General features: G+C 74.5%; 3 protein-coding genes. 2 read left to right on the forward strand and 1 reads right to left on the reverse strand.

From position 1 onward, the window contains the following. Positions 1 to 280: 280 nt before the first annotated feature. The gene (locus ACTUAL_RS06470; protein ID WP_440899604.1) at positions 281 to 955 is read right to left on the reverse strand and encodes a copper homeostasis protein CutC; all 675 of its coding nucleotides are present in this window, start codon (positions 953 to 955) and stop codon (positions 281 to 283) included. A gap of 380 nt (positions 956 to 1,335) precedes the next feature. On the opposite strand from ACTUAL_RS06470, the gene ACTUAL_RS06475 reads away from it, so the two are divergent. Together ACTUAL_RS06475 and ACTUAL_RS06480 are read left to right on the forward strand one after the other, a co-directional pair. Then, positions 1,336 to 1,941 (forward strand): RNA polymerase sigma factor, encoded by a 606-nt coding sequence (locus tag ACTUAL_RS06475; RefSeq protein WP_440899605.1) that lies wholly within the window; start codon positions 1,336 to 1,338, stop codon positions 1,939 to 1,941. Beyond that, on the forward strand, positions 1,938 to 2,435 hold the full coding sequence (locus ACTUAL_RS06480) for a hypothetical protein (RefSeq protein ID WP_096491286.1): 498 nt from the start codon (positions 1,938 to 1,940) through the stop codon (positions 2,433 to 2,435). Before ACTUAL_RS06475 ends, ACTUAL_RS06480 begins: the two co-directional genes overlap by 4 nt. The last annotated feature ends 372 nt before the right edge of the window (positions 2,436 to 2,807 follow it).

Below are 2,807 nucleotides of genomic sequence, written 5' to 3' on the forward strand. Positions count from 1 at the left end.
GGTGGGGGCGGGGACGGAGACCGGGCGACAGGGGCGAGAACCGGAGGCCTGGGGGCGGAGACCGAGGGCGGTGAGGCGGGCGTCGCGCAGCGCGGGCAGGACCGGGCGCGCCCCGGCCAAGGGGCGACGGGGTTCCTCGCGCCGAAGGCATGGGTTTTCGCGCCCGAGGCATGGTTTCTCGCGGCGGAAGCGGGGTTTCTCGCGCCGGAGGCGGGATGGTCGCCCCCGGCGCGTGCGGTCGGCCGCACGTGGTCGGCCGGATGTGGCCAGCCCTGCGCGGTCAGCCTCGCGCGTCCGCCACCAGCGCGGCCCACTCGCGGACCAGCGGCTCCGACACCGGGCCGTCCCAGCCCTGCGCGCGGACCGCGCCGCCGACGTGGAACGACGTCACGCCCGCGCGGGCCAGGCCCGGCACGTGCTCGCGCTTGAGCCCGCCTCCCACCAGCAGGCGCACGCCGTCCGCCGCCTGGCGCGCCGCGAGGCGTTCGAGCACCGGCACCCCCTCCGCGACGCCGCGCGCGCTGCCCGCCGCCAGCACGGTGTCGCAGCCCAGCCCGACCGCGACCGGCCAGGCCGCCTCCGGGTCGGCGGCGTTGTCCAGGGCGCGGTGGAACGTCCAGGCGCAGCCCTCCAGCTCCGCCAGCAGGTCCGCGCACGCCTCCCGGTCGACCGCTCCCCCGGCCCCCAGGAAGCCCAGCACGAACTCGGTCGCGCCCGCCTCCCGCAGCCGGGCCGCCGCGCGGCGCAGGGACGGCGGGTCGGCGGGGGCGAAGCCCGGCGCGTCGCGCAGCATCACGCGCACCGGCAGGTCCGTCGTGGACAGCACGTCGCGGAGCACCTCGGCGGACGGGGTCAGGCCGTCCGACGCCATGTCCGCCACCAGCTCCAGGCGGTCCGCGCCGCCGGCCTGGGCCGCTGCCGCGTCCGCCGGGGTCAGGGCGATGATCTCCAACATGGTCTAGACCATAGAACCCGTCGCGGGGAACGCCTAGGGCGCGACTTCCGGAAAACTGTGAACAAGAGGGGCTCAACACCGCTGAACTGCGGAAAGTTCACTCGAACGGGCGGACCGGACACTGTGGATGGGAAGTGACGTATCCAGCCCGGAACCACCCGCTCCTTAACTGGTGACCGCAGGGGTCGCCGAGGGGGAGATGCCTGAGGGGGGAGAGGGATGCGGCGTCGGCCGAGTTCGAGGGGTGTCGACCGGGCCGCACCCACCGCGGCGGTGGTCCGCGCTGTCAGGGGGGCAGCGCGGACCGCCCCGCCGTTCCGGGGGTCGGGGTGTGTGACGATCGGATCGGTCCGGGGGCACTGCGAGGAGGAGGTGGCGGCGTGGGCGAGCTGCGCATGACCGGTGAGCGCCCACCGTGGGAAGGGCTCGACGGCACGGACCGGCACGAGGTCTGCCTCATCGCCGCCCGCTCGGGCGATCGGCGGGCGCTGGACGTGCTCCTCCCCGACCTGACCCCGCTGGTCTGGCACGTGGCGCGGGGGCACGGGCTGGACCGGAGCACGGCCGAGGACGTCGTCCAGACCGTGTGGCTGGCCCTGCTCAGGAACCTGGGGCGGATCACCCAGCCCAGGGCGCTGGCCGGGTGGCTGGTGGTCGCCACGCGCCGCGAGGCCCAGCGGACCTGGACGCCGTCGCGGCGCGAGTCGTCGCTGTCCGACGAGATGGCGGAGCAGCAGGAGAGCAACATCGGACTGCCCGAGGACGCCGCGCTGGTCGACGATCGCGACCAGCGCTTGTGGCGCGCCTTCGGGAAGCTGTCGCAGCGGTGCCAGGAGCTGCTGCGGCTCACCGTCCTCGCCGGGCGTGCGGAGTACCGCGCGGTGGCGGAAGCACTGTCCATGCCCCGCGGCAGCATCGGCCCCACCAGGGGTCGGTGCTTGGGCACGCTGCGGGCGCATCTCGAAGCGGAAGGAGGATCGCGGTGAACAACGACATCGATCCGCGCGATGACCACAGAGGGAACAACGAGGACACCGCAGTCCTCGCCGAGCTGCGGCGACTGGTGTACGAGCTGGACCCGCCGCCCGCCAGCCTGGTGGAGCGCATCCAGTTCGCCGTGGCGCTGGAGGACCTGGACGTCGAGGTCGCCCGGTGGGAGCGGTCGGCCTCGCTCACCGGGGTCAGGGGCGTCGGCCAGCAGGGGACGATCACCTTCACGGTGGACGACCTGACCCTGATGGTGAACTTCACGTCCATGGGCGGCAGGCACCGGATCGACGGGTGGCTGGTGCCCGCCGGGGAGCACACCGTGGAGGTCAGGGTCGCGGACCACGGGTCGACCACGGCGAAGGCCGACGACGTCGGGCGGTTCGTGGTGCCGGACGTGCCTGCCGGGACGACGCAGATCATCGTGCACCTGGCCGACGGCGCGGGGGGCGTGGCCGGGAAGACCGTGGTCACGCCGACGATCGTCTTGTAGCGGCGGGCGGAACCGGGCGGAACCGCGGTCGGGGGGCCTGCGGGAGCACGGTGCGAGTGGCAGGTGACGGGACGGGAGCACGGCACGGCACGGCACCGGTCAGGGAAGCGCTTCGTCAAACAGCGGCGGGCGCTCCGACTGGGACAGGCACAGGGGTCTCCGGCAGGGGTCTCCGGCAGGGTTGTCCGGTGGGGTTCCGCCGGCTTGGCAGCGGTCTTCAGCGATGACGTTCCTCCTGGACCGCGACTCTTCGAGCGCACGGGGCGGTGACGGTTCCCGCCCGACGGGAAAGCGCTTTCCGCGGCGAGTGGGCTTCGGCGGCCGGAGGCGGTGGCGCGGCGGCAGCAGCAGCGCGGCGGCGGCAGCAGCAGC

The sequence above is a fragment of the Actinosynnema sp. genome (genome assembly GCF_052038725.1).